Raw genomic sequence first — 24,774 nt, forward strand, 5'->3', positions numbered from 1 at the left:
AGGTCTTTTACATTTTTGAGGTGTGAAATGCCTGTAGGTTTATCAAGCGAGTTGCCTGTTATTCATCCTGTTGCCGGTGCCTATTTAGGTGCGACAGCGGCTAAAATCAAAAAAAACGGTAAAACCGATCTGGTGGTGATTGAGCTTGCGGAAGGCACGGTCACTGCCGCCACCTTTACCACTAATGCCTGTTGCGCGGCGCCGGTGACCTTGGCTAAAGCGCATTTAGCCAAGGCGCAGCCGCGTGCTTTATTGATTAATAGTGGTAATGCGAATGCCGCCACGGGTGAACCAGGCCTGGTGAATGCCACGCAAACCTGTCAGTGGTTGGCGGATGAGCTAGGTTGTCAGTTGGAAGAAGTCTTGCCTTTTTCAACCGGTGTTATTGGTGAGCCGTTGCCGATGGAAAAAATCCAGCGCGGTTTGCCTGATGCCTTGGCTAACCGCAAAATTGATGGCTGGGCACAGGCGATGGCGGGGATTATGACCACGGATATCGTGCCTAAAATGGTGAGTCGCGTGATCTCGATTGACGGCCATGATGTGGTGATTACGGGTATGGCAAAAGGCTCCGGCATGATTCATCCGAATATGGCGACGATGCTGGGTTTTGTGGTCACCGATGCCAAAATCAGTGCGACGCTGTTAGAGGGCTGTTTAAAGCAAGCGGTCAAAAAATCCTTTAACCGTATTACGGTGGACGGCGATACCTCAACCAATGATGCCTGCACCTTAAGCGCGACACAACAGGCGGATATGCCCTTGATAACGGATGCGCAATCGAGTGCCTATCAGCAGTTTGCGCAGGAAATAGAATCGTTGATGACGGAGCTAGCGCATATGATTGTGCGCGATGGTGAGGGCGCGACTAAGTTTATCGCGATTGAAGTCAACGGCGGACAGGATGAAGCGGAGTGTTTAAAAGTCGCGCAAGCGGTGGCGCTTTCGCCCTTAGTCAAAACCGCGATGTTTGCCTCAGATCCTAACTGGGGTCGTATTCTGGCAGCGGTCGGGCGTGCGGGTGTTGATAACTTGGATATCACCAAACTGCAGATTTTCTTGGGCGGTGTGTGCATCGTGCGCAATGGCGGTCGAGCCGCCGATTACACTGAAGACCAAGGGCAGGCGGTGATGAAGTCGGATGAAATTTCAGTACGCATCGAGCTGAATCGCGGCGAGGCCTCAGAAACGGTTTGGACCTGTGATTTTTCGTATGATTATGTCAAGATAAATGCAGAATATCGTTCGTAATCCGTTAATGGAAAAGTGATCAGCAAGGCACGAAATTATGTCGATTTCGTGCCTTTTTCGTTTAGAGAATTTGTTTAGAAAATGTATTTGGAGACATCAATGATTCAGGTTGCCGTAGGCTGTTTGTTGCAGGATAACAAGGTGTTAATTGGGCAGCGATTAGCGCGCCAGTCGTTTGCGGGCCAATGGGAGTTTCCGGGCGGTAAACTTGAAGCGGGTGAAAGCCCTGAGCAGGCATTAATCCGCGAGTTCAGCGAGGAAACCGGATTGCAAACAGCCGATTGGCAGCCTTTGATAAGTTATCCCTGGGTTCATCGCAGTCAAGCCATTCATCGCGGCCAGCGTGATGTAGAGGTGCAGTTACATGTATTTGTTACCACAAGCGCACAGGGCGAACTTCAGGCGCTTGAAGGCCATGCGTTTGAATGGTGCCCATTGAATGCGCTTGATCAACGTCAGATGTTGGTGGCGAATAAGGGGATTGTGCGTGCGTTGCAATTGCCGGATCGTTATTTGATTACCGGTGAATTCCATGACCAACAGGATGCGCTCTCGCGTTTAAAAGCAGCGTTAGCCGAGGGCATAAAGTTGGTGCAGCTTCGCGCTAAGGGTCTGGATAAAGCGGCGTTTATTGAACTAGCGCAGGCGGCCTTACCCCTGTGTCATGGTCATGGAGCAAAATTAATGTTGAATGCGAAAGTAGAATGGTTGGATGCACTGCCGCAAGCGGATGGGTTGCAACTGGCCTCTACGGAAATTATGGGCTTAGTGCAACGTCCGATTGCCAATGACAAGTGGCTGGCGGTATCTTGTCATAATGAATTGGAACTGGCGAAAGCCCTAGAGCTGCAAGCCGATTTTGTGTTGCTGTCGCCCGTCAAGCCCACTCGTTCACATCCGGGGGTGGCGGGAATAGGGTGGCAGGCGTTTAGTACCATGACGCAAGCGATGCCGATACCGGTTTATGCATTAGGCGGTCTTAACGACACAGACCGAGCAGAGGCCAAACAACAGGGCGCACAAGGCATTGCCGCCATTTCAGGCTACTGGCCACAACCGATTTAGCGATTAGACTTTTTGTCTTGGTGTTGTTTCCAAAGCAAAACAACCACAGCAATAGTTGAAACTATTGCTAGCCCGCTAAATAAAACCAATGCTTCCATGTTATTTTTTCTCCAATAATAAGAAACCAAAAAGCGCAATCATGCCACTAGCATAAAAACCAATGGTAATGATTGTCCATTTTGATGCCATGTCAAATTCCAATATAGTCGTTAAAACCACACCCGCAAAAACCAGTTTTGAAATGTCGAGTAGGTAGTCGGCGAGTTTGTTTTTAAAGTTTTGATTCATGATGTTATCTTAGCGTAAGCTGAGTAGAAAGCCAAGCGAGGGCTTTTTGTTCTAGGGCTTCGAGGCTGGTGTTGTTGGTGAGGATCGAGTCGGCGCATTGCTGGCGTTCTTGGCGTGGCGCTTGTTGTTTGATGATCTGTTGGATTTGCGTTAGGCTGCGTTGATCGCGTTGTTGGACGCGCTGGATTTGTTGTTGTTCATCACATTCAATCAGCAGTAGATGGTCAATCTGGTACTCAGGTTGATTAATTTGATTCAACACTGGAATGGCGACAAAAATTAACCGATGATGGGGCTTGAGTTGCTCAATCTGTTGGCGCACGGTTTGGCGCACCAGTGGATGCAATATCGCTTCAATTTGCTGTTTAAGCTCGGGCTGGCTGAAAAAGGCATCGGCGAGTTTTTTGCGATTCAGTGTGCCTTCAGGGGTTAAATATGCCTCGCCTAAAAGTGCTATCATCGCCACCAGGCCTGGTTGCTGTGGTTCGACTAATTGTTTTGCCACTTGGTCGGTATCGATAATCGGATAACCTTGCTTTTCAAATACCTTGCACACGGCAGACTTTCCACAGCCTATACCGCCAGTGATGCCGATAATCATCGGTTTATTCAAGAGTTCACTCATCGGTTCACTCATCGGTTCACTCATGTGTTTATTCATTGATTCTCGCTAAAAATATAAACACGACTGGTTTCTGAGTGCATCGCGCGATAAAGCGCAAAATCGGCTTGTTTAGGCAGTCTTTTCATTGCAAGACTGTCTTGTTTGCCATTCACGTAGCTAATCCCAAGACGAAATAAAACCGCATGTTGTATGCCAATATCACTATATGTTGTCCCTAGCTGTTCAATGATTGTATGCGCTTGTTGTTCTAGTGTTTGCGGGTCAAAGTCGACTAAAATCATGACAAGGGTGTCTGGGCTGATGCGAAATAACGGGGTTGAGCTGTTGTGTTCTTTAAGGCGAGCAACCCACTGCTTAACTAACGCTTCAGTGACTTGAAAGCCATATTGATAAACCATGTCTCGAAAGTTTTCGCAGCTAAGCATGAGGTAGGCAACCGGCTTAGGGGATAAGCTTTGCATTTCAAGGGAGGTTTGCCAATATTGATCTAGTGCACGCTGGTTGCCTATCTTTGTAGTTGGGTCGCTGAGTGAGAGGTGTTCAAGCTGCTGGTTAGATTTTTTAAGTTGATTTTGACTCGCTAACAATGCGTTGTGGTACTCGCCTAATTGGCCTTTGAGTTCTTGGCATTCTTTTAACAGAATCGGCGCTGAGGTATCACTAATCTGTTGGTTAGGGTTTAGCCTGAGATGTTGAAGATATTGCCCTACTTTACTGAGCGGCCTGAGAAAAAAAGTTTGAATGAAACCAAAAACGATGAGTGCGGCCGTGAGGCTGATTAGAGTGAAAATGATGACAAATTGCTCGATTAATTCCCAAAGCTGGTCGCTCACAGGATTGGAGACAGGGCGATAAACCAAGGCTTCACTTATCTCATCAAACCCAATAATGCCGCTACGGTTAAGATAAAGGTTTTTAAAGTCTAAATAGAAGAACTGATTGTGCTGTGCAAGAAGTTGATGGAAGTTAACCGCTAGCGCGACATAGCCAATTATTTCTTCTGGGTTGACGCGTGAGTAAATGGCTTGGTGGCTGACATAGTATTCTTGATTGATAAACGGGGCCAAAATATAGTGGTTAGCCTCTGTTATCTGATCGGGAAGCACGTTGGGGCGAACATGGTTGATGGCAACCAGCTTGGTGCCTTGGCTGTCATATAGCTCTAGCTGGTAGTAGTGGGGTTTAAAGTAGCCGCTTTGTTTAAGGCGCTGTTGGTGCCAATAATAATAGTAACTTGGTTGGTGGAGTTGTTGGTGAATATCATCCCATTTTGTCAGTTGATCCAGCTCAAGGCGGTTTTGTCTAAAGCTGGTTTCTAAGGCTTGTTGTAGTTCATTTTTAGCTTTGATGGTTACTTGCTTTTCGACTTGTTGCTGGATATTTAGCCCTTGATAGTAAAGGCTGGCGTTGGTGATTAACACCAGTGCTAGTCCAACCGAGATAAAGCTGATCAATAGTGTTTTGGCGGCGAAGGATGGTTTCATCGAGCGGCCTCCATCGTTTGCAGAATACGCAGCAGATTATCTTGAAAGGCAGGTTCTTGTTCGCCGGTAAAAAAGTGGTTTGCGCCCTCTATAATGGTTAGTTTTGTACCCGTTTCTTGTAGCTCATCTAGCCATTTTTTGCCTACTTGGCCATAGCGTGTGTCATTCCCTGCCATCAGGGTATGATTAGGCCGATCGAGTTGTTTGAGGGTTTGAATAACGCGTTCGCGGGTGATTTTAAGATAGGATAAATAGCTCTCAGCTGTAGCGAAATAGTCATCCTGACAAAATAGAAAACTATAGTGTTCAGGGCGGATAATCCCTTCGCGGATAAGTTGCTCGGCACGAAGGCGGTCGCTAGTTTTATTGCCTAGCTCCTGTCCAGCGAGATAAAACAAACTGGTAAAGATAAGCCCTTTGATTGATGAGGGCACAGGGTTTGCCGCCAGTGCTTCTAAAATAGTTTGGCTGCCGCTGGAGTGGCCAATTAACACAATCTCTTTATGCCCTTGCTGTTCCAGCCAGCTGATCCAAGCCATCAGTTCCGCGATGTCCTGCTCTAGGGTATGGGTGTGTAAGCTGTTACAACTCAGCGGTTGACTGCGCATTGGAATGTTCATTGTAAGTGTCGGTGATAAGGTGCTATACCCCTCAATATTCAAAAAGTCTTGAAGCGTGGCGACGGTTGGATAGTTGTGGGTGGCGGAAAAGCCATGCAAAATTAACACAACGGGCTTGTTTGCGTTATCACTGGGAACACTGGTGTAGAGTGCTTGACCTATTACCGACGCACCAGGGGCTTGCAATTCAATCGTTTGCGCGTTGCTGAGCGTAAACCACATCGAGAATATAAAAGCAGACAGGATTTGATAGGTTGATTTCATCTCTTTCCCTAAACTTGTTTGAGTTTTGACATCCAATCTTAGCATGAAATAAGCACCTTGGTAGAATAGAGCGTCGATTAGCTCAGGGCAAACGCATCTAAATAATTAAAAAATCATAACAATAGTCATGATTAACCTCGTTCCCACGCTGCTAACGTATGCACACTTCTTTTCTCGTTCCCACGTCGTGCATCACGGCCATTAAGTTAAGGAATAAATGGCTCTGTCACCCTGCGCGAAGTCGCAGGGTCTATAGCCGCCAGCGGCTGGATCCTGCGACTTCGCGCAGGATGAAGGCTCTGGGTAAAAGAAATGGGTCATTGCGAGGCCGAAGGCCGTGGCAATCTCCAGCCGACCGTGCACTGACTCAAGAGATTGCTTCGCTTCGCTCGCCATGATACGGGTTTTCGCAATACCATTAAACCTATCCACTCTGCTATACTAGCAACCTGTAAAAACACTCAGCAGGGCCAGCGCATGAAAGAAAAATACCTCAACCTATTCACCGACTACGGCTTCAAACGCCTGTTTGGCGAAGAAGACTCCAAGGACAACCTGATTGCGTTCCTCAACACCCTGTTACCGCAAAAACACCAAATTCAAGCGCTCAACTTCACCCATAACGAAAAACTCGGCGCCACCCAGCTGGATCGCCGTGCCGTGTTTGATCTCAACTGTACCAGCCCATCCGGTGAACACTTCATCGTTGAAATCCAAAAAGCCAAACAAAAGTTCTTTAAAGACCGCAGTGTTTATTACGCCAGCTTCCCGATTCAACAACAAGCCGAGCGCGGTAACGACTGGGATTTTGAACTCGATGCCGTTTACACCATCGGCATTCTCGATTTTGAATTCGACGAAGACAAATCCGCTGGCAACAAAGATGTGGTGCATACCGTACAGCTCAAAAACCAACACAACCAAGTTTTCTACGACAAATGCATGTTCATTTACCTCACCATGCCCAACTTTACCAAAACCGAAGACGAACTCGAAACCGACCAAGACAAATGGCTATTCCTATTCAAAAACCTGCACAAACTGCACGACGTACCGCGTCGATTGCAACAACAAATCTTCTTACGCATCTTCGAAAAAGCCAGCATCGCCAAATTCACCCCAACTGAGCGCCAAACCTATGAAGCCAGCCTAAAATACTACCGCGACATGAAAAACGTGATTGATACCCATGTTGAAGAAGCCAAAGAAAAAGGGCGAGAGGAAGGGCGTGAAGAAGGGATTGTTATTGGCATCGAAAAAGGTCGTGAAGAAGGTCGTGAAGAAGGCGAAATTAAAAAAGCACTTGAAATCGCCAAAACAATGATAGAACAAGGTTTTGATGATGCAAATATAACCTTGCTAACCAAATTGTCGGCAGAGCAAATCCAGTCTCTACGGCAAAAAAGGGGTGTCGGTGATGAGTAAACAATTACTTGAAGAAGTGCAAGAAGTGATATGAGGTTAAGCATGCCTATTGCTATGACTTTTTTATTATTTAGATGCGTTTACCCAGGTCGATTAGCAAAGCGAAAAATGGATGAATAGAAATACAAAGCAACAGACCAAAACCCAGCAGACTAAAACTCACCAGAAAGCCACCGTCGGTCAAGTGCGGATTATCGGCGGCGACTGGCGTGGACGTAAACTGCCCGTGCGGGTTCAAGCAGGTTTGCGCCCTACATCCGACCGAATACGCGAAACCCTGTTTAACTGGTTGCAGTTTGAGATCGCCGGCGCGCGCTGTTTGGATGCGTTTGCGGGTAGCGGGGCTTTGGGGTTTGAGGCCTTATCGCGCGGTGCGCGTCATGTTGTGTTTGTTGAAAAAAGTAAAGATGTCGCGTGTCAGTTGATTGATAATGGCCAGTGGCTTAAGACTGAAAAGGCGCAGGTTTTTAATGCCGATACCCAGGCCTGGTTAGCGCAAGCGGTTAATGAACTAAATGAACCATTTGATATTGTGTTTATGGATCCGCCGTTTAATCAGGGTTTAGTCGAACCGACACTGGCCAAGTTGCTTGAAAATGATTGGCTCAGCAACCAGGCCTGGTTGGTTATTGAACAGGAAAAAAGTTTGGCATGGAGCTCCTTGCTAACTGAATTTGAATTATATCGCGAAAAAACCACGGCGCAAACGCGAATAGGTTTATGGCGCAGACAAGCTAAAGAAGAGTGAATATGAGTATAACCGCGATTTACCCTGGCACCTTTGATCCCATTACCTGTGGGCATGCGGATTTAATCAAGCGTGCGGCCCAGTTTTATGACCGTTTGATTATTGCCGTTGCGAACAATCGCAATAAAACGCCGTTGTTTAGTTTAGAGGAGCGCATATCGCTAGCGCAAACCGCCTGCATCGATTATCCGAATGTCGAGGTGATTGGTTTTGATTGTCTATTAGTTGAGTTTGTTAAACAGCAGCAGGGGCAAGTAATTTTACGCGGTTTGCGTGCGGTATCGGATTTTGAATATGAGTTTCAATTAGCTTCGATGAATCGTAAATTGGCGCCGAATGTCGAAACCATGTTTATGACACCCGCCGAGCAGTTTAGCTATATTTCATCCAGTCTCGTGCGAGAAATCGCCGCCTTGCACGGCGATATCTCTGAGTTTGTCCATCCTGAAGTGGCCAAAGCATTGCAAGCAAAATTTGCTTGAAATGCTTGGCGTACTTGATGGCATTATAGCCAGCGTAGATTGCTGGCTTTTTTAATGCCTGACAAAATCAGTGTTGGCAGTGCAGAGAGCGCAATCACCATAATTAAATGGTCAAAACCTACTGACGTGGTGCCTAAGACTAACTGACCGTAAGGCCAATAGACCATCGCTATCGACAGTGCACCTGAGCCAGCCACCGCCCATAGTAGGTAGACGTTGCTAAATGGGTTGCGGTCGTATAGGGTGGTGAAGGTTCTAGCATCAAAAATATGGAACAGCTGACCAAAAATCAACGTCATAAAGGCTAGGGTCTGGGCATACTCTAAGCTGAATCCTTGCTCTATCGCATAGTTAAACACCGCATAGGTCAGCGCCCCTAATACCAAACCACGAATAATAATACGGTGGCTTAGATAATTGGCAAAAAAGCTTTCATTGGAGGGGCGCGGCTTGCGCTTCATCACATCACTTTCAGCCCCATCAATACCGAGCGCGAGTGCCGGAATACCGTCACTGACTAGGTTAACCCACAGAATCATCAACGGCGCTAGGGTCAATAACACAACCAGATTTCCGGCTTCATCGAAGGTTGATGAGATCAAGATAAAGGCAAACAATAACGCCGATACTTCACTGACGTTGGCGGTAAGGGCTTGGCGAATAAATTTGCGGATATTGTCGTAAATCCGTCGACCTTCGCGAACAGCCGTCACAATGGTGGCAAAGTTATCGTCTAGCAAAATCAGGTCGGCGGATTCCTTGGCCACGCCTGTGCCACTTAACCCCATGGCGACACCTATATCGGCGGTACGCAGAGCGGGGGCATCGTTTACGCCATCGCCGGTCATCGCCACCACTTCGCCGTGTGCTTGTAAGGCGCGGACAATGCGTAGTTTATGCTCAGGGGTGACGCGGGCGAAAATCCGCACGTCTTTCACTTGGTCAAACAGTTGCTGCTCATCCATGGCATTGAGCGCAGCACCCGTAATAACTGGGGCATCGGCTTGTTTAACAATCCCCATTTGGTAAGCAATCGCCCGTGCGGTTTCAGCGTGGTCGCCGGTAATCATCACCACACTAATGCCCGCGCTGTGGCAATCTTTAACGGCAATGGTCGCCTCCGGGCGGGGCGGGTCAATGATGCCATAGATTCCCATTAGGGTGAGTTCAGTTTCTAGGGCCGTGTCTGGGTTTTCTAAGTCGGCTTCGGTTAGCGGGCGGCAGGCGACAGCGAGGGTACGCAACGCCTGTTGGGCAAAGTTGGCCACGGCGTCATGTGCTTGCTGTTGATGTTTGTCAAACGATTGTTTTTCACCCTGCATCATAATATGGTCGCAGCGGCTCATCACCACATCGGGTGCGCCTTTTACATACAACCAGGCCTGGTTGTGCTGGTCATAGACAATCACACTCATCATTTTGCGCGAGGAGTCAAATGGAAAGCTGTGGGCTATGTCCATGTCATTGAGCAATTTTTCTTTGGTAATGCCCGCTTTTGCGGCGGCAACTACAATCGCTCCTTCGGTGGGTAGTCCATGAATGGTGTAATGGCCGTCTTTTTCAACCAAGCGCGTATCACTGCAGAGTGCGGACATGTTAAGTGTGTCGATCAATTGTGCGTGATTATGGGGGTCGATTTCTTGTTTATCTTGGTTGAAGAAAGGGCCTTTAGGCTCGTAGCCTATGCCATCGACAAAGAAATGATCACCACCGACCCACATCTGTTTAACTTGCATTTTATTTTGCGTTAAGGTGCCGGTTTTGTCCGAGCAAATGACCGAGGTCGAGCCGAGGGTTTCTACCGAGGTTAAATGTTTGGCGAGCGCATTGGAGCGCATCATTTGGTACGCACCCAAGGTAAGTACAATCGTGACGACAGTCGGCAGACCTTCTGGAATCGCGGCGACCGCGAGTGAAATCCCGGTGCTGCTCATGTCAATGAAGGTCATGCCTTGGAAAAAGCCTAAACCAAGAATAAAGGCGACAATCACCAGGGCGGCCCAAATCAAGATATGCGACATGTTTTTGATGCGAAGTTGGAGCGGGGTTAGGCGTTGTTCGGTGCTGGCCATCAGCGCGGCAATATGGCCGACTTCGGTTTTCATGCCGGTACCGGTTACTATCGCGGTACCGTAGCCGTGGGTGACGGCGGTGCTCATAAACGCCATATTGACTTGATCGGCAAGAATGAGGTTTTCATCATCTAGCCTATCGACTTTTTTGCGTACAGGATCGGACTCGCCCGTGAGTGCAGATTCATCGATTTGAAGCTGTACGCTTTCGACCAATCGCGCATCCGCCGGTGTAATGGTGCCGGTTTCAAGTTTAATTAAATCGCCGGGAACCAGTTCTGATGCGGCGATGTTTTGCCATTCGCCATCGCGTTTAACCCAGCATTTCGGGGCCGCCATATCACGCAACGCGTCCATCGAACGTTGCGCTTTGAATTCTTGCACAAAGCTGATGGAGGCGTTGATTATTATAATCGCCATAATCGCAATGGCATCAACGTAATGCTCAATGTAAAACGATAATAGCGCGCCAAAAAACAGAACAATCAATAAGGGGTTTTTAAGTTGTTTTAAAAACAGCAAAATCGGTGAAACGTTTTTTGCTTGGCTAAGTTGGTTGGGGCCGACTTCTAGCAGCCGTTGTTGGGCATCGGGTTGTTTTAAACCATGCTCGGCATCGGTGTTGAGTTGTTGAGCAATCTGCTTGACGTCTTGGGTAAAGACGGGTTTTTGGGTGTCTTGAGTGGACATAATAAGCCTCAGCGGTTACGGGTTTCAAGTTTAAAGGGAATTTGGCTGACTTGGCCATCGGCCTGATGAACGAGTAAGGTCAGTTGCCAATGCATCACTTCATTGGTACAGAAAGCGAGCATGGTTTGACCTTGGTATCGATCCGGGTTGTCTGTGTCGGGCTTTAAGGTCACGCGGTTATAGCCCATATACATATTGATGCCCGAAATATCTAACTCCAGTTTTTCTGCCTCAAGCTGTTCGAGTAACACGTTCACTTGGATGGGTTTAGCAATCGGAATCGGTTGTGGGCTTAGGGTTAAACTGGCGCGCGCATCCGCTTGTTGTGAGCGGCAAGTCTGCTGGTGAAGGTCGCAATCTTCAACTAAAGGCCACACATCCCCCTCTAGTTTTGAATCGCAACCCACCAAGCCAAGCGTTAAAAATAACCCTGCCAATGCCACAAAAAAACGCATACTTAACCCCTAGAAAAATCAATGCTAAAAGCATAAGCCACAACGCCCAAGCCTGCAAGGTTTTTAGTGAAAGTTTTATGTATCTGAGTTAAGCCGGTTGGCAGTGGGGGCAGATGTAGCTGGCGCGTTGGAGGTGGACTTCGCGTTGAATTGGGGTTTGGCAGACTAAGCAGGCCTGGTTGGCGCGATCATAGACATACAGTTTTTGTACAAAATAGCCTGGTTTGCCGCTGGGTGACATAAAATCTTTGAGTGTGGTGCCGCCTTGGTCAATTGCGGCGCTTAAAACCTGTTTGATGATCCTCACTAATCGGTCGCAGTCAGCCTGTGTTAAACGTTTGGCGGGTCGCAACGGATGAATACCCGCCAAAAACAAGGATTCGTTGGCATAAATATTTCCAACACCCACCACATACTGATTATTCATAATGAGGGCTTTAATCGCGGTAGGGCGATGTTTTATCGCCTCGAATAGATTTTCGCCATTAAAGGCATCAGTTAGCGGTTCGGGGGCGAGTTTGGCGAGCAGTGGGTGTTGATGGGGGTCGGTGTTTGTCCATAGCCATGCGCCGAATCGGCGTGGGTCATGATAACGTAGGCACACGCCATTGTTAAACACCAAATCAATATGGTCATGCTTTTCGAGTGGTGTATCCTTGCTTAAAATGCGTAGATGTCCAGACATGCCAAGATGGATAATGATGTGTCCGGCTTGGGTTTCAATTAACAGGTATTTCGCCCGCCGAGACACGGATTTTACCACCAGGCCAGGTGGTAAATGACAGAGTTCAGCGGCGACAGGCCAGCGCAGTTTTGGGTTGCGCACAACACAGGCTTCAATCGTTTGCCCGCAAATGTGGTGTTCAATGCCGCGCTTGGTGGTTTCGACTTCTGGTAGTTCAGGCATGGCTTGTAAAACCTTCGTATCTCGTGCTCAAGAAAAAATATGGGTTAACGCCGATTCCGCATCCGGATATTGAAACACAAAGCCGCTGTCTTGCAAGCGTTTTGGCAGCACACAACTGCTATGGGTCAACACCTGCGCGCCTTCGCCAAACAGTAGCTTAAGCATAAATTCGGGCATCGGCAAGCCATACGGACGATGTAGCGTTTTCGCCAGCACACGAGCAAAGTCTTTTTGTTTTAACGGTTGGGGTGCGCTGACATTGAGCGCCCCGGTTGTTTCTGGATGCGTGAGTGCCCATTTAAATACCGCGATTAAATCATCGATATGCACCCAGCTAAAGCACTGCTCACCACTAGCGACAGGGCCACCAAGTCCCAGTTTAAAGGCAGGCAACATTTTAGCTAATGCGCCGCCGTCCTTGCCAAGCACCACGCCAAAGCGCAAAATTAACGGCGCAGGGGTGAGTTGTTGGCTGGCTTGTTCCCAAGCTTGACCCAATTGGCCTAAAAACCCCGGATCAATCTTGGTGCAGCTTTCATCCACTGGCTCACCGCAGGGGGTTTGTGGGTAAATACCAATCGCCGATACCGCAATTACTTGCTGGGGTGGCGTGTCGAGTTGCGCTAAGGCTTGTGCGAGCAGTGCAGTGGTGTCGATGCGGCTGGTGTAGAGTTGTTTTTTATAGGCTTGATTCCAGCGTTGACCAATGTTCGCCCCACTCATTTGCACCACGACCTGTTGGTTATGGAGCAGTTTGGTTAAGCTATCAAGGCTGTTAAAGGCGCGGCGCCCTGCTTGGGTCACCTGATGGCCGTCTTGGCGTAACGCGTTGGCAAGGTGTTTACCGACAAACCCTGTGCCGCCTAAGAGTAGAATGTTCATGTTGCGCTCCTGTTTTGTGTTACATTAATCACAAAATATTTCTACAACTATTGTACAAGATTTAATGGTGTGTCATGCAATTAAAAAATGCGATCTTAATTAGCGGCGCGGGACAGCGCATAGGCTATTATTTAGCCAAGCAATTTTTGACCCAAACCGATTACCCTGTGATTTTTAGCTACCGCACCGAGCGTGCCGGTGTGGCGGAGCTGGTTCGCTTGGGCGGTGTGGCGATTCAAGCCGATTTTAATCAACCTGATGCCATTGATAGCTTTATCACCGAAGTGAAAGCAAGGGTCGGCCGTTTACGTGCGCTGATTCACAATGCGTCGGTTTGGTTGGATGACAGCGCGCCGGCCAGTTTTGAACAGCAAATGCGCTTGCATGTTGAATTGCCCTATCGGCTCAACCAGGCCTTGTGTGAGCTGTTGCAGGCGAACGAATCAGCCGATATTATCTCTATTAGCGATGCGAAAGTGGCGCGTGGTAGCGCGCACCAAATTGCCTACCTCGCCTCCAAAGCCGCGCTGCAAAACATGACAAAATCTTTTGCGCTAGCCTATGCACCTAGGGTAAAGGTCAATGATATCGCGCCCGCCCTGATTATGTTTAATGAGGGCGACACTGAAAGTTATCGCCAGCAACGCTTGCAACAAAACCTGATACCGATTGAACCCGGCCCAGAGGTTATCTGGCAAACCATAAACTATATTATGCAAAACACTTATTTAACCGGGCAGGTAATAAGGCTAGACGGTGGGCAGAGCTTGGTATGATGTAACCCGGCTTTTGTCGCTTCGACCGGTTGAGTCCGGCAGGCTCCTCGTCTTCACGCTGGGCAGTGATAGCCATTTCTGTAAAAAAATACTTGCTAAATCATTTGCACAAAGTCTTATTATTTCTTTACAATACGTATTTCGTGTTTAATTATCCATTCAAAAATGAATGAAAATTTTAAGTTATTGCTTTAAAAAAATAATATTTGACCAGGGTTTTTTGACTAAGACTTAAAGGTCGTAAAGTTTTTTTGGCGATAAAAGGTATTTGGATGGGTTGGCCTAGGAGCCTGTCGGACTAAACCGGTCGAAGCGAAAAAAAGTCTGGTTTGAGTCAGTTTTTGTTCAATTTCGAGGAGAATAGCGAGCTATTTGACGAGAAAGTGGGCAAAAAATGGCCAAATCCAGTTTTTTTGCAGCCGATTGGCTTTAGTCCGACAGGCTCCTAGTGAAGGCAAAGGGGTAGGTTCTGGTGAAAAAGATTTTGAGTGTCGATGATTCGATGGTAGTGAGGAAAATGGTCAAAATTTCGCTTGCAGAGCAATATGAGTTGCACGAGGCTAAAGACGGTGCAGAAGGCTTTGAGTTGGCTAAGCAGCATCAGTTTGACTTGGTGATTACTGATATTAATATGCCTGTGATGGATGGTATTGAAATGATTGGGCATTTGCGTCAGATGCCGAATTATCAAAAAACGCCTATTTTGTGTATTACCACCGAATCATCAGCGGCTACCAAAGAGCGCGGTAAAGCGGTTGGCGCAAATGGTTGGATTGTTAAACCCTTCACGCCTGAGACCTTAAGAAATATTGTTTTACGATTTACGGCATAGCACGCAGCGCAAGCATTTGGAGCGTCCGTTTGTTGGCAAAACCAATACAAATCAAATTGTGGCGGGTTTGCGTTGCTACATGATAATATAGAGCGAATAACCCATCAGCGAAAGCTAGACAAAAGCTGGTGTTCTGTTACAATGCGCATCTGTTTTATATTATGGTAGCGTTATTCGTCCCCTCGCGACGCTAAGTTAGGAACCCCGCCAGGTCCGGAAGGAAGCAACGGTACTTTCTGATGCGTGCGCCGAGGTAAGGCGGGTTGCGCTGCCACCCTCTAATTTCTGCTTTAATTTCCTGTTATATTTTCTATTCATCGCAATCTAAGTTAAAATCTCAGCTTTAATTTGTCTGTGTTCAAGATTAGGGAAACGCCTGTGAGTTATACCGTTCTGGCCCGTAAGTGGCGACCGAAAAATTTCAGCGAGCTAGTAGGGCAAACCCATGTCATGCAAGCCCTATCCAATGCGTTGGATTCACAGCGTTTACATCATGCCTATTTGTTTACCGGTACCCGCGGTGTCGGCAAAACCACGATTGCGCGTATTTTCGCCAAGGCGCTTAATTGTGAGCAGGGCATTAGCGCGACACCTTGCGGCGTCTGTTCGGTGTGTCAGTCGATTAACGAGGGGCGCTTTGTTGATTTGATTGAGATTGACGCCGCCTCGCGCACCAAAGTTGAAGATACCCGTGAAATTTTGGACAATGTGCAATACGCGCCGACCCAAGGGCGCTACAAGGTGTATTTGATTGACGAAGTGCACATGCTGTCTAAAAGTAGTTTTAACGCCTTGCTCAAAACGCTTGAAGAACCACCTGAACACGTCAAATTTTTATTAGCCACTACCGACCCGCATAAACTGCCGATAACGGTTTTGTCGCGTTGTTTACAGTTTAATCTGTTGCGTCTTACGACGGTGCAAATCCAACAGCATCTTGCTCATATTTTAGGGCAAGAGCAAATCGAGTCTGAACCCGCCGCACTCGCCTTGATTGCGAAAAGCGCCGATGGTTCTGCACGCGACGCGCTGAGTTTGATGGATCAGGCGATTGCCTATTGCGGTGGCGCGGTCAAGTTTGAGGCGGTGCAGTCAATGTTAGGCTTGGTCGATCAAGGTATCGTACAGGCGATTTTATTGGCCTTGGTGGACGATTCCGCTGATCAAATCAAGCAGATTTTGCAAACCCTTTCCAGTCTGGGTGTTGATTACAGTGCCTTGTTAAATCAGTTATTAGAAACCCTGCATCAGATTACCCAAAGCCAGATTTTGGGCGAGGTATTGGATGAAGGCGGTTTGCCTGCCGAGGTGTTGGGCGACTTAGCTGAACGCCTAAGCGCCGATCAAGTGCAGCTCTATTATCAAATTGGTTTATTAGCCCGTCAGGATATCAGTTTAGCCCCCGATATTCGTATCGGGTTTGAAATGACCCTATTGCGTATGTTGGCGTTTAAACCTGTTGAGTTTAACGGCACAAAATCGGCAAATAGCCAACCAGGCCTGGTTGAAAAACAGCCTGAAAACAGCGGCTCACCATCCGTGGCGGCGTTGTTAAAGCAGGCGCAATCCAAGTTGGCAACACCGCCCATGCCAGCAAGGGTGTCCTCGCCACAGCCGCAACCGCACCTACAGGCACCGTCAAACCATGCGCCAGTCAACCAACCGCCTGCAAACCCGCTGCCTGAGAATCAACAGTCCATTAATCAGCCGTCCATTAGTCAACCTTCGCCCGCTGCGACCAAGCCGATGGCGGATTTGAGTTTGTTTCCTGAGCTTGAAGCCCGTGTTGCTGGGGCGCAGACAACCAAAGCCGAATCAGGACTCGCGCCAGTACCCGCACCTGCTCAAATCCACGCACCTGCTCAAACCCTGGCACCTGCTCGAGTCCACGCACCGATAGAAGATTCCACTCAGACAGTCAACGCACCGGCCGCAGTGCCAGAGAAAATTGCCGCTCCCTCAGCGGCGTGGGTGTCTCCACCGAGTCAGCCTGCTGATATGACACCTCCATGGCAAGTAGAGGCACTGCCAGAACAAACGCAACAGCAAATAGCCGCCATGATGCCGCCAGAGGCGTCAGTACAGTCAGCTGAGCCAGCTCAGTCTGAACAACTAACAGGTCAGCCGCAACCGATTGAAACTTGGTGTCAAATTATTGACAAGGTTAAGCCAGAGGGCATGGCATTAGAATTGGCGCGTCGCTCGATTTTAATGGCTTATAATAACCAGGCCTGGTGGCTGAGTGTATCACCCGCGCATCAGATGGCAAAAAGCGAGATTGCGATGACACGCTTGTTAGAGGCCGCGCAAGCCCAGTGGGGTGCTGGCTTTCAGATACATTATGTTGATGATTATCAAGGTGCGTTTTATACCCCAGATGACTTTGAAAAAGATCAACAACATCAGCATCAGCAGCAGGCGGTGGAGGCTATTAAGCAAGACCCCAATACCGCGCATATCGAAACTATTTTGAATATGCAGTTACTCGAAAAAACGATACAACCGATTTAAGAGTTTATTACTTAACAATTTATTTTAATCTTTAGAAAACAAAGGAAAGCACTATGTTTGGTGGCAAAGCAGGAATTGGTAATTTAATGAAGCAAGCGCAAGAAATGCAAAAAAACATGGAACGCGCGCAGGCCGAGATTGCACAAATGGAAGTCGAAGGTGAAGCTGGTGGGGGCATGGTGAAGGTGCAGATGACCGGCAAGCACGAACTCGTGCGTGTGACGATTGATGACAGCCTGATGGACGATAAAGAAATGCTAGAAGACTTGTTTGCGGCGGCGGTGAACAGCGCAGTACGTAAAGTGGAAAATACGACTCAAGAAAAAATGGGCGGCTTAACCCAGGGAATGAACTTGCCTGGTGGAATGAAGTTTCCGTTTTAATTTATGTCATCGCCTTTAATAGCCCAGTTGATCGATGCCTTACGCATCCTGCCTGGCGTTGGGCCTAAATCGGCGCAGCGCATGGCCTATGCGATTTTAGAGCGTCAGCGTGAAGGCGGCAAGCATTTAGCTTGGGCCTTGTCGGAGGCCATTGAGAAGGTTGGGCATTGTCAGTCTTGTCGAACACTCAGCGAAGCACCCATTTGTAAAATCTGTGCATCGCCAAAGCGAGATGCCGGCCTACTGTGTGTCGTTGAAACGCCAGCGGATGTCTTGTCGATTGAGCAGGCCGGTATTTATCAAGGTACCTACTTTGTGTTGATGGGGCATTTGTCGCCGATTGATGGTATTGGGCCGGCACAATTAGGTCTAGATTTGCTGAACACCAAGTTACAACAGCCGGATTTGAGCGAGCTCATATTAGCCACCAATCAAACGGTTGAAGGTGAAGCCACCGCGCATTACATTCAGCAGATGGCTTTAAAGCAGGGTGTTAAAGTCACGCGTTTAGCGCAAGGCTTGCCGATGGGCGGTGAACTGGAGTACACCGACAGTGCGACACTTTCTCATGCGTTCAAAGGGCGTCGTCAAGTCGATTAGGCTAACCCAATAGAAGGAATATACGATGATTAAACAACGCTGGTTTTGGTTAATGTTGCTGATTTTACCGCTAACAGGCTGTTTTGAAAGCAAGCCTTCGGATTTGGCGGTCGAGGTGATGGCTAAGCGTTATTGGCAAGACCAATTGCAAATGCAATCCTTGTTTCCACTGCAGGATGCCAAAATGATGAGCGCACACAAGGAAGGGCCTGATGTGTATATTGCACAGGTACGTTTTCGGGTCAAAGCGGGATTGAGTGAGGCGGATTTATTAGAGCGCTTAAAGCAGGCCGATGCGCAGGGACAAAAAACCTTGCTTGATCAGCCGGCCGTGCTGGAGGTGGTAAAAAATATTCCGTCCAATTTTTATCAAGGTCAAGACATTGAATTTATCAAACGCTTAGCGTTTCGTAATGGTGATCGAGGCTGGTTATTAGAAAGGGAAATAGCGTTATGATCCGTTTTAAAACGCCACACCATGCCGATGTCGTGATGCATGATGCGATAGCCGAAAAGCTGATTAAACAAATGGGCGCCTCGGGCGCGATACCCAGCGCGTTAGATCCCGATATGATTGTTGAGGCGATGGAAAAGCTAAATCAAGTGTTGAGCCAACCTTCGGCTCAGTCCACGCCACAAGAACAGGCGGTAAGTCTATCGCACCGCGCGGCGCCACTGATGGCGCTATTGAAGAGCGCATTAGACACCAACGAAACCGTGATGTGGCAAAAAACCAATAGTGTCTAGGTTATTAGCCTGGGCAAATGCATCTAAGAGGCCAAGAAATCACATGTCATTGCGAGGCCGAAGGCGGTGGCAATCTCTGGCAGGCTATGCGCGACCTTGAGAGATTGCCGCGTCGTGTCGCTCCTCGCAATGACCGTTTTTTTTCTTATCCTAATGGCAGTGACGCACGCCGAGTTGCTTTTGTTTGTCGAAGAAGCCCATCAAACTATAGAGCTGGCTCACTTGATGGTGCATCGACTCGGTAGCGGTTTTGGCGGTTTCAGCGACCTGCGCGGTTTTTTGTGTCATGTCATCAATCACGCCTAGGTTGCTGACCACTTCGCCCACGTTATGCGTTTGGGTTTTCGCCGCCTGCGCCACCTGTTTAATCAACTGGGCGACTTGGCCAATGGACAGTGTCATGCTGTTGAGCTTATCGCCCGTTTGACTGACTTGGTTTACGCCTTCGCTAATCTGGGCAACAGTGTGCTCAATTAAATGGCGAATATTTTTTGCCGCCTCTGCCGAGCGCTGCGCCAGCGTCCGCACTTCACCGGCAACCACCGCAAAACCGCGCCCCATTTCGCCTGCACGGGCGGCTTCAACCGCGGCATTGAGCGCTAGCAAGTTGGTTTGAAACGCAATGCCTTCAATCGTGCCAATAATGTCTTGAATATCGTGGCTGGAGGCTTGGATCTGGTTAATCGTCTGAATAGTGGCTTGCATACTCGTTTGGCTGGTCGCACTAAGTTGATTAACGTCTGAAACCAGTGCATCGGCGTTCGCGGCGTGCTCGGTGGTGAGTTGCACTTCATTAGCGATATAGTTCATCGACGAGCGAGTTTGTTGCAAGCTCGCGGCCTGGTGCGCTGACATATCACTCAGCGTTTGACTGCCTTCTGATACCTCGCTGGATGCCACGCTGACCTCATTCGCAATTTGTAGCAAGCCCTGAATCACTTGCATGAGGTGTGAAGAGCTGTGCTCTAAAGCGGTTTGCAGTGAAGCCAATTGTCCCGCATATTCGCCTTGTAGTTTTTGGCTAAAGTCACCCTTAGCCTGGGCTTGCATCACATGATTTAACTCACTGACCGCCATGCTAATATGATCCATTGATTGATTGACATGCTGTTGTACATCAAACAACTCGCCTTCTAGTTCGGCTTGAATGCGTTGACTGAAGTCGCCTTGTGCCATTGCTTTCATTACCTGATTTATATCGGCCATCGTTGCGCTCAGACGCGACATGGCTAGATCAACCGTATCACGTAACTGGCCTTGCACCTGGTCATTCATCCTCACGGAGAAATCGCCTTGGTAAAGCCCTTGCATCACTTTTTCCAGTGATTGGCTGGTGACATCAATACTGCCTACCGATTGATTAACGGCATGTTTAATCGTGGCGAGATCACCGCGCAGATCAATCTCAATGCGCTGGCTAAAATCGCCCCTAGCCACTTGAGACAACACGCGATTAACCTCGCCAATCGATTGGTCAACGGCGCTAGTGAGTTCATTAAAGGCTTGCGCTAACTCGCCTTCATCGGAACCGAGTTCAACCTCTAATCGCTTATCGAATTTGCCGGACTTGGCCATGTCTTTCATCGCAACCATCACATCATAGACACCCGATGACGCGCCATGTTCATAGCGGTTTAAGCCCATCCTTTCGCCTTCAGGGGGAACCCGTAACCAATTAAGCTGTTTGAGTATCCAGAACATCACCAAGCCTAAACCAAAGCCCCAGATGAATACCGTGATGATGCCGGTCAATTGAATCCATAACTGTGCCATCATGCTGCCTGCAGGTAGGGCCTCAACAGGCGCAAAAAAGACCAGCGCCAGCGTACCCCAAGCCCCCGCGACACCATGACTCGCGACCACGTTAATCGGATCGTCGAGCTTCCATTTGAGCATCAGGTGCTCAAATCCATAAGCAATCAGACCGGCGCTAATACCAATCATAATCGCACCACCAGGGTTCATAATGTCAGCGCTAGCGGTGATGCCAACCAAGCCTGCAATCACCCCCGTCAGTAGCTTTTCAACCATGAGGTGTCCGTTGATGATTAGTGTAGCGAGTAACACCGCCCCGGCCGCAAAAGAGGCCGACAGCAGGGTGTTGATAATGACCTTGGGCAGGTCACTACTCACTTCGAGCAACGAGCCGCCGTTAAAACCAAACCAGCCAAACCATAAAATCATCACACCCAGCACCGCCAGCACCAGATTGTGGCCTTGTAAGTGATTGGCGGTGCCGTCCTTGTTGAATTTGCCGATACGCGCACCGAGAATAATAATCCCAGCCAGACCCACCCATGCACCTAAAGAGTGCACAACCGTCGAGCCTGCAAAGTCTAGCATGCCCATGTTGGCGAGCCAGCCATCATCATTCCAGATCCAGTGACCTGAAATCGGGTAAATCAGCATTACCGTGACCAAGGACACCACCGCATAAGCCATAAACTTCATACGCTCAGCGACGGCACCCGAGATAATGGTGGCGGCGGTGGCGGCGAAGGTGGCTTGGAACACAAACATCGCATAGTCCATCGGCGTGAGTTCACCCAGCAAAAAGAAGCCGCTGCTGCCAAACCAGCCCATCGAGCTAGCGCCAAACATTAAACCAAACCCCAGCGCCCAAAAGGCGATGACGGAAACAACAAAGTCCATCATGTTTTTTAACGCGACATTAATCGTGTTTTTAGCGCGGGTTTTCCCAGATTCTATCGCTGTAAAACCCGCCTGCATAAACAGCACCATGCCAGCGGCAATTATAATCCAGAGTAAATTAATACTGTTTTGTAGTTCGTCCATTTTGATATCCTCGAAAATAAATCATTAATGAAGAGAAAAACAAGATTAGCGCCCTATTAATTTTCTTGAATTAAAACAATGGGTAAGAAGTTTTTAAATAGGTTAAGTTCGCTTTAATCTATTTATTTCTAATTGGTTGCACTGTATTGGTGCAAATTGTGCGCTTTGCTAACTGAGACGGGTTGGGATGAGTGCAAATAAAGTAAACCCCGCCGAAGCGGGGACCTGAGGAGCAGGATTTGGAGTGTTGTTTTGGTTAAACCGACACAACCGTGAGCATGCTGAGTAGCCAAATTAAGGCAATTGAGCCGAAGGTGAGGATAATGCCCCAGATAATCGCTTTGATTCCGTTCATTTGGCACCTCCTTGATAACCCAGTCCAGCGTAATAGTCGGCGAGCGCTTGAATTTCCGCGTCGGTCAATTCATAGGCAAATTGCGCCATGCCTTCGTGAATATCATTGTCACGTTTTTTATCGCGATATGCCTTCATGGTGCGCACAAAATACTCGCTGGTTTGGCCGGCTAATGCCGGCGTAATCTTATTGCCTTCGCCATGTGCACCATGGCAGGAGGCGCAGGCAATAATCATGCGGTCCACTTCACCCCGACGCACCATGCGATCAATCTTTAGCTCAAGGGTTGGCGCTTGCACGCGAATCGGCAGGGTTTGCTCGGCGTAATATACCGCTAAGTCGGCCATATCTTGGTTTGACATCGGTAGAGTGGCGGCTTGCATCAGTTTGGCTTTGCCATCGCCTTCGTGACGTAACCCCGATTGATAGTCGAGCAGGGTTTTGTAGGTGTATTCTTGCGTTTGACCTGCTAGGCTTGGCGCATTGCGAGAAGGGGCGATGCCCGCTTCGCCATGACAGGTCATACACAAGCCATCGCGGTGTAATTGCGCGCCGCGAATCGCATCGCCTTCTGGCATGGTCTTGACGGTTTGATTCCAGGTTATTTGCGTCCAGGCTTCGGCTGGCGTGGCGTAATCAGCCGCCACAGTCACACTGCTAACACTGGCCAAGCCGATTACGCAGCCGGTCACCAGGCCTGGTAATAGGCTTTTCAAACGAAAGTTTTTATTCATAAGTTTCATTACGTTCTCCTTGGCCTTAGTGAAAGATTTCTTTACGGAAAGTACGTTGCCAGTTCATCGCCAAGTTGGCGCGAATCTTACGCTCGTAAGGATTATCCGTCACCGCAGAGGTACGTTGTTGCACCAGGTAGGTGTCGCCAGCAAAGCGGTGGGTATCGGCAATTGTCATGCCATAGTCTTCCGAAATAATCGCCACACAGTTATTGGCGATAAACGGCGTGCCCGGTTCACGGCCTTCGATATCGGCGATTATTGACTCGACCACCACCTTGGCTTGGTTGCTGGCAATCATGCCGGTTTTTGACATGGGCGCGTTGACCATATCGCCAATCACATAAACATTCGGATCCACCAAGGATTTAAAGGTTTTGGCTTCAAAATCCACCCAGCGTTGACCTTGCGCCAGACCTGAGTCGATTGCAAACTTTGATGCTTTGTGGGGCGGAATAATATTGATTACATCCGCTTTGACTTTTTCACCGCTGGCCGTAATCAGGGTTTTATTCGCCGCATCCAGTTTAACGACTCGCCCGCCATCACGTTCGGCCACCCAGCTAATGGTTTCATTGTCGCCGCCAAAACCATAGCGTTCCGTCCAATAATGCTCATAATGGTCTTGGAAGGTATAGCTATTTTTAGAATCCAAGATTAGCATTTTAGCCGTCGGATTGACCTTGGCTAAATGATCAGCAATCATTGACATACGCTCATAGGGCGCCGGTGGGCAGCGATAGGCGCCATCGGGTGATGACATGACTAACAGCCCGCCTTGTGGCATGGCATTGATCTGGTCTTTAAGCTTGGCGGTTTGGGCACCGGCTTTCCAAGCATGGGGTAAATCACCTGCCGCATGCGCCGCGCTATAGCCCTCAATCGCGTCATAGATAAAGTCCGGTCCGGTGGACACCACTAGCTTGTCATAGCCGACTTTTTCACCTGAAGCTAAACGCAATTGGCGTTTGTCATAATCAATCATGACCGCTTTATCTTGAATCACATTCACGCCATAACGTGTTTTCATGGTGTCGTAATTGAATGTTAGGTTTTCTAGGGTTTCGTGACCGCTAAATACCTCATTACTGCCAGGGCAGAAGGTGTATTCAGGATTCGGTTCAACCAAAGTAATACGCACATCCTTGTTGGCGATGCGTAAATACTTCGCAGTGGCTGCGCCACCAATGCCGCCGCCAACGATCACGATATGCGCTGATTGTTTTGACCAGGCCTGGTGGCTAAAACCAAACAAACCGGTGCTAGCCACCGCAGCCGCGCCAAAGCGTTTAATTAAATCTCTGCGAGAGAGTTGTGCATTTAACTGACTCATTGTGCACCTCCGATTTGTTTGATGGTTCCATCCGAGTTTAAAAAGACCGAGTTGCTTGTGTCTGCATCTGGCCATTGTTCAGCCGGTAGGGCGGCAAAGTAATCCGCCATCGCCTCGATTTCGGCATCGGTATAGACATAGGCGACATCGTGCATCACGATGGTTGGAAAGTCGCCTTGACGAAAGGCTTTCATTAAGTCAATAAAATGCTGACGATCCATGCCCGCAAGCGGCGGCATGCCTTCGTTGAACTCAGCCCCTAGTGTGCCGTGGCAGGCGGCACAGCTATCGCCGAGCATCTTGCCGCTTGGCATGGGGAACTGGGCATTGATTTCATTGACTTGTGCATCGGTCAGCTTGGCGTCAGCCGCGATGACCAGGCCTGGTAGTGTCAGGCAGGCGACCAGCGCGCTTTGTAATAGTTGATTTTTAATCTTCATCTTCGACTC

The 24,774-nt window shown here is 48.6% G+C and carries 24 protein-coding genes and 1 other RNA gene; 13 read left to right on the forward strand and 12 right to left on the reverse strand.

Annotation, left to right across the window (positions count from 1 at the left end; all coding sequences use genetic code 11):
- Positions 1-27: 27 nt before the first annotated feature.
- Positions 28-1,251, forward strand: a complete 1,224-nt coding sequence (gene argJ / locus NA59_RS01290) for a bifunctional glutamate N-acetyltransferase/amino-acid acetyltransferase ArgJ (protein WP_044406789.1) — start codon at positions 28-30, stop codon at positions 1,249-1,251.
- A gap of 99 nt (positions 1,252-1,350) precedes the next feature.
- Entirely contained in the window at positions 1,351-2,316 is a 966-nt protein-coding gene (locus tag NA59_RS01295; RefSeq protein WP_096777567.1) for a Nudix family hydrolase, read from the forward strand.
- Between the two features lie 99 nt (positions 2,317-2,415).
- On the opposite strand, the gene NA59_RS01300 is transcribed toward NA59_RS01295, so the two are convergent.
- The 4 genes from NA59_RS01300 to NA59_RS01315 are packed head-to-tail and all read right to left on the reverse strand — an operon-like array spanning position 2,416 to position 5,597.
- Positions 2,416-2,604, reverse strand: coding sequence for a DUF6722 family protein (locus NA59_RS01300; RefSeq protein WP_044406795.1), 189 nt, complete (start codon positions 2,602-2,604; stop codon positions 2,416-2,418).
- Between the two features lie 4 nt (positions 2,605-2,608).
- The gene (coaE, locus tag NA59_RS01305) at positions 2,609-3,253 is read right to left on the reverse strand and encodes a dephospho-CoA kinase (RefSeq protein ID WP_232504006.1); all 645 of its coding nucleotides are present in this window, start codon (positions 3,251-3,253) and stop codon (positions 2,609-2,611) included.
- An 8-nt stretch (positions 3,254-3,261) separates the two neighbouring features.
- Positions 3,262-4,713: a GGDEF domain-containing protein gene (locus NA59_RS01310; protein WP_044406799.1), complete on the reverse strand. Its 1,452-nt coding sequence runs from the start codon at positions 4,711-4,713 to the stop codon at positions 3,262-3,264.
- Complete coding sequence (locus NA59_RS01315) at positions 4,710-5,597, reverse strand: alpha/beta hydrolase (RefSeq protein WP_157792524.1); 888 nt, start codon at positions 5,595-5,597, stop codon at positions 4,710-4,712. The genes NA59_RS01310 and NA59_RS01315 overlap by 4 nt, the downstream gene beginning before the upstream one ends.
- A gap of 477 nt (positions 5,598-6,074) precedes the next feature.
- Here NA59_RS01315 and NA59_RS01320 point away from each other — a divergent pair, with 477 nt between their 5' ends.
- The 3 genes from NA59_RS01320 (at position 6,075) to coaD (ending at position 8,252) form a co-directional block, all read left to right on the forward strand.
- Positions 6,075-7,022 carry an Rpn family recombination-promoting nuclease/putative transposase gene (locus NA59_RS01320; protein WP_044406806.1) on the forward strand — a complete coding sequence of 316 codons (948 nt, stop codon included), beginning with the start codon at positions 6,075-6,077 and terminating at the stop codon, positions 7,020-7,022.
- Between the two features lie 112 nt (positions 7,023-7,134).
- Entirely contained in the window at positions 7,135-7,770 is a 636-nt protein-coding gene (rsmD, locus tag NA59_RS01325) for a 16S rRNA (guanine(966)-N(2))-methyltransferase RsmD (protein ID WP_044406809.1), read from the forward strand.
- A 2-nt stretch (positions 7,771-7,772) separates the two neighbouring features.
- The gene (gene coaD, locus NA59_RS01330) at positions 7,773-8,252 is read left to right on the forward strand and encodes a pantetheine-phosphate adenylyltransferase (protein WP_044406811.1); all 480 of its coding nucleotides are present in this window, start codon (positions 7,773-7,775) and stop codon (positions 8,250-8,252) included.
- A 23-nt stretch (positions 8,253-8,275) separates the two neighbouring features.
- On the opposite strand, the gene NA59_RS01335 is transcribed toward coaD, so the two are convergent.
- The 4 genes from NA59_RS01335 to NA59_RS01350 form a co-directional block, all read right to left on the reverse strand.
- Positions 8,276-11,014, reverse strand: a complete 2,739-nt coding sequence (locus NA59_RS01335) for a cation-translocating P-type ATPase (RefSeq protein ID WP_044406814.1) — start codon at positions 11,012-11,014, stop codon at positions 8,276-8,278.
- Positions 11,015-11,022: 8 nt separating this feature from the next.
- Positions 11,023-11,469: a hypothetical protein gene (locus tag NA59_RS01340; RefSeq protein ID WP_044406817.1), complete on the reverse strand. Its 447-nt coding sequence runs from the start codon at positions 11,467-11,469 to the stop codon at positions 11,023-11,025.
- Positions 11,470-11,557: 88 nt separating this feature from the next.
- Entirely contained in the window at positions 11,558-12,376 is an 819-nt protein-coding gene (gene mutM / locus NA59_RS01345; protein WP_044406819.1) for a bifunctional DNA-formamidopyrimidine glycosylase/DNA-(apurinic or apyrimidinic site) lyase, read from the reverse strand.
- Positions 12,377-12,403: 27 nt separating this feature from the next.
- A complete protein-coding gene (locus NA59_RS01350; protein WP_044406821.1) occupies positions 12,404-13,258 on the reverse strand; it encodes a TIGR01777 family oxidoreductase in 855 nt (284 codons plus the stop codon).
- A 74-nt stretch (positions 13,259-13,332) separates the two neighbouring features.
- Here NA59_RS01350 and folM point away from each other — a divergent pair, with 74 nt between their 5' ends.
- From folM to NA59_RS01385, 8 genes are all read left to right on the forward strand, one after another.
- Entirely contained in the window at positions 13,333-14,034 is a 702-nt protein-coding gene (gene folM / locus NA59_RS01355) for a dihydromonapterin reductase (protein ID WP_044406823.1), read from the forward strand.
- Between the two features lie 472 nt (positions 14,035-14,506).
- Positions 14,507-14,866 carry a response regulator gene (locus NA59_RS01360; RefSeq protein WP_044406826.1) on the forward strand — a complete coding sequence of 120 codons (360 nt, stop codon included), beginning with the start codon at positions 14,507-14,509 and terminating at the stop codon, positions 14,864-14,866.
- A gap of 171 nt (positions 14,867-15,037) precedes the next feature.
- Positions 15,038-15,134: signal recognition particle sRNA small type (ffs, locus tag NA59_RS14675), an RNA gene on the forward strand.
- A 110-nt stretch (positions 15,135-15,244) separates the two neighbouring features.
- Complete coding sequence (dnaX, locus tag NA59_RS01365) at positions 15,245-17,377, forward strand: DNA polymerase III subunit gamma/tau (protein WP_044406828.1); 2,133 nt, start codon at positions 15,245-15,247, stop codon at positions 17,375-17,377.
- Positions 17,378-17,430: 53 nt separating this feature from the next.
- Positions 17,431-17,760, forward strand: coding sequence for a YbaB/EbfC family nucleoid-associated protein (locus tag NA59_RS01370; RefSeq protein ID WP_044406830.1), 330 nt, complete (start codon positions 17,431-17,433; stop codon positions 17,758-17,760).
- Positions 17,761-17,763: 3 nt separating this feature from the next.
- Positions 17,764-18,360, forward strand: coding sequence for a recombination mediator RecR (gene recR, locus NA59_RS01375; RefSeq protein ID WP_044406833.1), 597 nt, complete (start codon positions 17,764-17,766; stop codon positions 18,358-18,360).
- 25 nt (positions 18,361-18,385) lie between these two features.
- Positions 18,386-18,817, forward strand: coding sequence for a hypothetical protein (locus tag NA59_RS01380; protein ID WP_044406835.1), 432 nt, complete (start codon positions 18,386-18,388; stop codon positions 18,815-18,817).
- Positions 18,814-19,107 carry a DUF1840 family protein gene (locus NA59_RS01385; RefSeq protein WP_044406838.1) on the forward strand — a complete coding sequence of 98 codons (294 nt, stop codon included), beginning with the start codon at positions 18,814-18,816 and terminating at the stop codon, positions 19,105-19,107. Before NA59_RS01380 ends, NA59_RS01385 begins: the two co-directional genes overlap by 4 nt.
- Before the next feature lie 150 nt (positions 19,108-19,257).
- On the opposite strand, the gene amt is transcribed toward NA59_RS01385, so the two are convergent.
- From amt to NA59_RS14120, 4 genes are all read right to left on the reverse strand, one after another.
- A complete protein-coding gene (gene amt, locus NA59_RS14115; RefSeq protein ID WP_052501372.1) occupies positions 19,258-21,903 on the reverse strand; it encodes an ammonium transporter in 2,646 nt (881 codons plus the stop codon).
- A 351-nt stretch (positions 21,904-22,254) separates the two neighbouring features.
- A complete protein-coding gene (locus NA59_RS01395; RefSeq protein WP_052501373.1) occupies positions 22,255-23,001 on the reverse strand; it encodes a c-type cytochrome in 747 nt (248 codons plus the stop codon).
- A gap of 16 nt (positions 23,002-23,017) precedes the next feature.
- On the reverse strand, positions 23,018-24,325 hold the full coding sequence (locus NA59_RS01400; protein WP_044406841.1) for an NAD(P)/FAD-dependent oxidoreductase: 1,308 nt from the start codon (positions 24,323-24,325) through the stop codon (positions 23,018-23,020).
- Entirely contained in the window at positions 24,322-24,765 is a 444-nt protein-coding gene (locus NA59_RS14120) for a c-type cytochrome (protein ID WP_052501374.1), read from the reverse strand. Before NA59_RS14120 ends, NA59_RS01400 begins: the two co-directional genes overlap by 4 nt.
- Positions 24,766-24,774 lie beyond the last annotated feature (9 nt).

Source organism: Thiomicrospira microaerophila (genome assembly GCF_000934765.1).
In the GTDB taxonomy this organism is placed as follows: domain Bacteria; phylum Pseudomonadota; class Gammaproteobacteria; order Thiomicrospirales; family Thiomicrospiraceae; genus Thiomicrospira; species Thiomicrospira microaerophila.